General features: G+C 63.4%; 4 protein-coding genes. All 4 read right to left on the bottom strand.

The genetic code is table 11. The annotated features are described in order from the left end of the window. Nucleotides 1–249 precede the first annotated feature (249 nt). Nucleotides 250–927 carry a hypothetical protein gene (locus tag WAW17_RS27720; RefSeq protein WP_422336069.1) on the bottom strand — a complete coding sequence of 226 codons (678 nt, stop codon included), beginning with the start codon at nucleotides 925–927 and terminating at the stop codon, nucleotides 250–252. A 360-nt stretch (nucleotides 928–1287) separates the two neighbouring features. Continuing rightward, entirely contained in the window at nucleotides 1288–2748 is a 1461-nt protein-coding gene (locus tag WAW17_RS27715; RefSeq protein ID WP_422336068.1) for an AAA family ATPase, read from the bottom strand. Further along, nucleotides 2741–4513 carry an ATP-dependent nuclease gene (locus WAW17_RS27710; protein ID WP_422336067.1) on the bottom strand — a complete coding sequence of 591 codons (1773 nt, stop codon included), beginning with the start codon at nucleotides 4511–4513 and terminating at the stop codon, nucleotides 2741–2743. The genes WAW17_RS27715 and WAW17_RS27710 overlap by 8 nt, the downstream gene beginning before the upstream one ends. Before the next feature lie 253 nt (nucleotides 4514–4766). Beyond that, entirely contained in the window at nucleotides 4767–5180 is a 414-nt protein-coding gene (locus tag WAW17_RS27705; protein ID WP_422336066.1) for a methyltransferase domain-containing protein, read from the bottom strand. Nucleotides 5181–5330 lie beyond the last annotated feature (150 nt).

The following is a 5330-nucleotide window of genomic DNA, read 5'->3' as shown; positions in this document are numbered from 1 at the left end:
TTCTCGGGCTCGACACCGAGGACCAGGTGCCCCCACACTGCTTTGTCCCAGGTGATGACTTCGGCGTCGACGGCTTCCTGCAGAAGCCAGTGGCAGGCGAGGTCGTGGCCGTCGTGGACCCGGCTGGGGACGAGTCGGTCGAGCCGGTCGGTGTGCAGTGTCAGCAATGCCATTGCGGATCCTTCCAAGATGGGTGTCGGTCGAGAGTGGCGCGGCCTCTGGGCATTCCCTGACTCAGACCGGGCGGGCTCAGAACCACAGCGGTCGGTAGGACCCTCCGGCGCGAGTCTCACACCGGTCACCCGGTCGCAGCGGGAGCGCGTCACCCGCCGCGTCGATCTCGGTCGGCGTCATCGGCCGACCATGCTTGGCGACGAAAGACCACTTGCGGCCGTCTTCGTCCTGTTTCCAGCCGTCGGGTTCGATCTCGTAGATGCGATCGGTGACCCCGTCCACGCCGATGATTGCGTACTTGGCCTTGCTGCGGACCTTCGCGCCAACCGCAAACCACTGACGGTCAGCGTCGTACTGGGCGTCGCCGCCTACCTCGCCATACAGTCTCCCGTCTTCGCGGTAAACGCGGTTCCTGCGCGAAATGACAACCGCGACTTGCTCGCCCGGTGTCGGCCAGCGCTTTTCGATCGCCTGCCGAGTGACGCCCAAGGAGGAGCACAGATCCTCGGTTTCCGCCCCGAACTCCCGAGCCTTGGCGACGTCGCTATCGATGAGATCGGTGATCCGGCGGCGTATCAGGTCGAGGCCCTGCAGGCGACGCAAGTAGGCATCTCGATTCTCCCTTTCGCCTACTGCGTCATCGACGCTGTCCAGGTGCTCGTAGGACGCCAACGTTGCCGATCGACCCCACTGCCAGGCGACTCGGAGCACCTCGGTGTCCACTTTGGTGAGCTTGTTTCCAGGTTCATCCATGGCGCAACCATAGTTGCGCCTTCCCGGTTTCACAAGGATGCAACTTAGGTTGCGCCGTTGTTGGGAGACATTTCAGGGACGAACCAAGGGACTCCATTAGCTGTCCTGTATGACGATCGCTGACCAAGGTTCCAAAACCCGTCGGTGGCCGGCCCCCCGAAGATGACCCCGAAGAAGATCAAGCAGGCCAAGCTCATGCGCGACAACGGCGTGACGCAGACCGAGATTGCCTAGATCCTCGGCGTGGGCCGCACGACGCTGTACCGCCACTTGAAATGAGCCCAACCCCGTCTTGGTGGACTGGCCTCCGTTCAGGGGGCGAAATGTTCAGCTGCCTGTATTGACGCATGTTGACCAGTTTCAGGCTGTGGCAGGAGCGGCGGGGCGCGTCGCTATCGGAACAGTGGGAAGGATGACATTGTCACTGATGACAGTCACCGACTTCGATCCACGGGTGAGCGCCACATACAGCTCCTGGGCGCTGTACTTGGCAGGATCCAGGATAATGACGTGGTCGTACTCCAGCCCTTTCACCAGCAGCGGCCGCGACACGACGCGGCCGCTCGGTCTACGCCCGGTGACCCGTGCTTGGTTCCGGATGCGCTGGAGTGCCTCCGTCACCGTGTAGTCGTCGGTCATTGCGATCGACAGGGCTCGTGTGATCTCGTTCCATGCCTCGCGGCAATGGATTGTGACACCGGGTAGCTTTCCGAGTAGGTCGAGCGCCGTGCGAACAGTTACACCGGTCGGTGTGCTCCGCACTCGGAGAACTGCATCGTAGGCAGGCTTCAGGTCATCGCTCCTGGTCGTGAACGACTTCCCCTCTCCGAGCCGACGCCGCTTTTCGGCCGAGATGTGTTTCGGGATGCCGCTGCTGCAATCGATCGCGAACTTCACAATGGCCTGCGCGACCTCGACGCCCTCCTGGGTATCGATCTTCCTCGCCAGGGCGACAGGAATCTTCTCGTCAATGGCTTCCATGACGGAGTACAAACCGCCGAGCCTGCCTGCGGCATGGACGCAGTCGGGGCGGAACTGTCCCAGGACGGCGATCGTCCCGTCTAGCTCGAGGGCGGCATAACAACGATCGACGAAAGTTTGTCCGTCCCGCCGCTGCACCCATGTGACCGGTGCCGAGGCGAGGTCGATCGGCTGGCCGTTCGTCAGGTTGTCACGGATGCTCACGAGCCAGGCGCCCAGGGGTGCGTGGTTTGGGTCCCAGCGGCGCGGACGGTGAGCGACAGTAACTGCTGGGAAATTCGGCAGTACATCAGTGCCCCAGTCGACGGGCTGGTGCTTGGCGAAGTTGAACAAGCTCTGCAGAGGGTCACCCAGCACGGTGGTGGGAAGCACCTGGGAGAGCGCTACCGCCAGCTCGTGCTGGTCGGCCAGGCAGTCCTGGTACTCGTCGATGAACAGGTTGGAATAGCTGACCTCAAGCATCCGTCTGACAGCTTTGCTCCTGGCCGCGCGGGCGGCCGCGCGGTGATAGTCGCCAGCCTTGCTCCAGTCGGGAACGGCGGGGGCGGCGAGCTGCGCGAGATGCGGGAAGTGGGCGATCAAGTCGTACGACCACGAATCGATGGTTCGCACAACGACCTGATCGTGCCCGATCCCGAACTTCTTCATCCGTTTCCGGAGGGCATCCACACCAGCATGTGTGTGTGTCAGTACCAGGCTCGTGCCCCCGTTCTTAGCGATCGTGGCCACCGACGCGGCGATCAGCTCGGTCTTACCGGCCCCGGCCGGGAGCGTGACCGAGCACGGCGACGAGCCGAGCACCGCCTGTACGGCTACCTGTAGAGGTGGATCGTCAGTCATCGGTGGTCTGTGCCCCGCCCAGAGCGGCCGGCGGCTCTGGGGCAGTCGGGTAGACGAACGCGCGCAGCTCACCGATCACCTTCATGAGGTGCGTGTTCTTCAGCCCTCCCAAGTGGGCGATGACGACTTCGGCAAGTTCCTCGCCACGATCCTCACGCTTGAACCATTCCTTGTCCTTCGTGGTGGCGGCGGCCGCGATGGCCTTACGTATCGCCGGCTCATCGACACCGGCCTGCGTCTGCCACCCGGCAACGTCCGTTCCGATGAGCGCCTTGCCACCGAGTTTCGCGCTGACTGTCGCCTGGATCGATTGCTCCCCCTTGATCTTCACGGCAACATCAACGACAGCCTGCAGGCCGCCAGCAGAGAGCGTCTGGATCACTTCGTCCTCCAGCGCGTTTCCGAGTGTCCAGCGGTGCACCAAGACACCGAGGGACGCGGCATCCCCTACTGACTGGTCTATGGCGCGATCGTCGTTGTCGACGAGCATGCAGGTCGGATAAGCGAGCTGATGGAAGTTCTGGGCCCGCTGTGTCGGTTGGGTTCCTCCCTGGCCGTTGACCAGGACTGTGCCGATCGCGGCTGCGGGGGCTTGATCTGCGGCGATTCGTTCGGTGTCCCAGTAGCGGACCAGTCCGCGCAGGAATCCGACTTCGGTTGCTCCTTCGCCGACCAGCACACGACGGCCCAGCAGCGCGTGAGGGGCGCTGCGGAACGTCCCCTGCACGTTGTCAAGGTCTGGGGGCACGGGCTGGCAATTAGTTGCCCCGGTCCCGTCTGTGTTGACGACGGCCAGATCGACAGCGCTCAGCGTTGTCACCGTGATGGGCGAGTGCGTGGTCATGATGACCTGCAGTTCGCCGGCATCGGTACGCTTCTTCAGATAGCGGAGCGTCTGTGCCAGGCGATGCGGCTCCAATCCGTGCTCTATTTCGTCAATCGCAATGATCGAGCCGCCTTCCATCGCCTCATCCTGGATCGAAAGGCTTGTCAGCCGCCGCGTGCCGAGCCCGAAGCTCGACAGCGGCACGTCGCCGTCGTGCAGAATCAGGGCATGCGAGGACGTTGCCGAACCGGGCTCAAGCCCGGGGCGCAGCTCGCCGAACACAGCCGCGCCGAAGTTGCCCGCCGACTTCTGCACCGTAGCGGCAGCGGTATGCAGGGCATTGGGATCGGAGTTGAACACTGCAGACCGGGCGTGGCGGTGCGCGTCGAGGATCACGGAAGATGCACCCTCGTTGCCAGCGGTCAGCCCCGAAAGCGCCGATCCTCGCGCCCAACGCAGGTGGAAGTCCGGCCGCTCGCCGAGCCGGAAGAACCCAAGCTGCCGCCGTTGGCTCGCGGTGATCGGTCGGGCGTCTTCGGACTCGGGTCGAATGACCTCCCACGTCGAGTCAAGTTCCGGCGTCACGGTGAGTCGGATGACCAGACACTCCTCGGCCTCGTCGACAGGATCGTGGACAAGCGTCCCGTCCGGCATGATCCCGGAGCGATCCTTGCCGAGTTGACTTTCCTTCACGAGGATGTCCGGAAGGTCCGTAATGGCAGCCTCGACGACAATGTTTTTCGTGAGGTCGAAGCCGTAGAAGTCAGCATCTGTGAACTGAGGGTTGTTATTCGGACTGAGTGCCAGTCCGATCGCATCGAGGAGCGTCGTCTTTGTGCTGTCGCCAGCGCCGACCAGCGCTACGAGTCGCCGGTCGATAGTCCACTCTGCTGACCTGATCCCACGAAAGTGTTCAATCCGGAGTCGGCGGAGCATCATTGGGCAACCTCGCTGCAGAATTAGTGCTGTGTGGAGAGCTGAACTTTGAAGCGCGCTGAGGCTAGCCCTGCAGAGCGGCGTTTGCACCGTAACATCCGGCGGATTGTCCAGACGAGATGCAACGCCTGCAGATTGAACTAAGGTCCGGTCATCGGGCGAATACGTCGCCGCTCCAGGAGGACGCGGCGGCACCTCTTTGTGTCCTGTTCAACGATCGCCCATCGACACAGAATTCGTTGCATACCAGCGCGCATCAGGCCGGGGCCGCCCCCGACCCCGGGGTGGTGGTCTGGCGGCACACCACATCTGGTTGGCGCCCGCCTTGAAACCGGTAGTCGACTTCGACGACTTCGCCGACTTCGCCGGCGATATTTCGGTCCCGAAGGTTGGCGAAGAGGTCGTCGAAGCGCGCGTAGCAATCCGAGGATCCCGACGCCACGAGCGGGAAGATTCGCAGCTCGCCGCGGGCGACGCGCATCAGTTCGCTGATCGCGTCGACGTGGAAGGTGTGGCCGAGACGGTCGGAATAACTGAACAGCAAGTGCGAGCTGAGCACGAGGTCGAAGCTGGCGTCCGCGAACGGCAAAGACGGCAACCGCCCGGCGACATAGCGGTGCGGCTCCCGGTGCATGTGGGCGGTGAACTCCTGGACGGCGTGTCGACGCACCCGCTAGTGCTCGTCGGGGTCACCGAAGAAGGTCCACTCGTACTGCTCCGCGTGGGTACGGACGTATCGATTGCCGCGGTCGGTCTCGGCTGCCGCGAGCGCGGCCAGATCCTCCACCTCGTGCCGGAAGTAGGCCACGTCGCAAGCGGT

This window comes from Rhodococcus sp. (in: high G+C Gram-positive bacteria) (assembly GCF_049286785.1).
Classification (GTDB): domain Bacteria; phylum Actinomycetota; class Actinomycetes; order Mycobacteriales; family Mycobacteriaceae; genus Rhodococcus_F.
The sequence above is the reverse complement of the archived record's forward strand: the minus strand, read 5'-3'. Positions and strand labels throughout refer to the sequence as shown.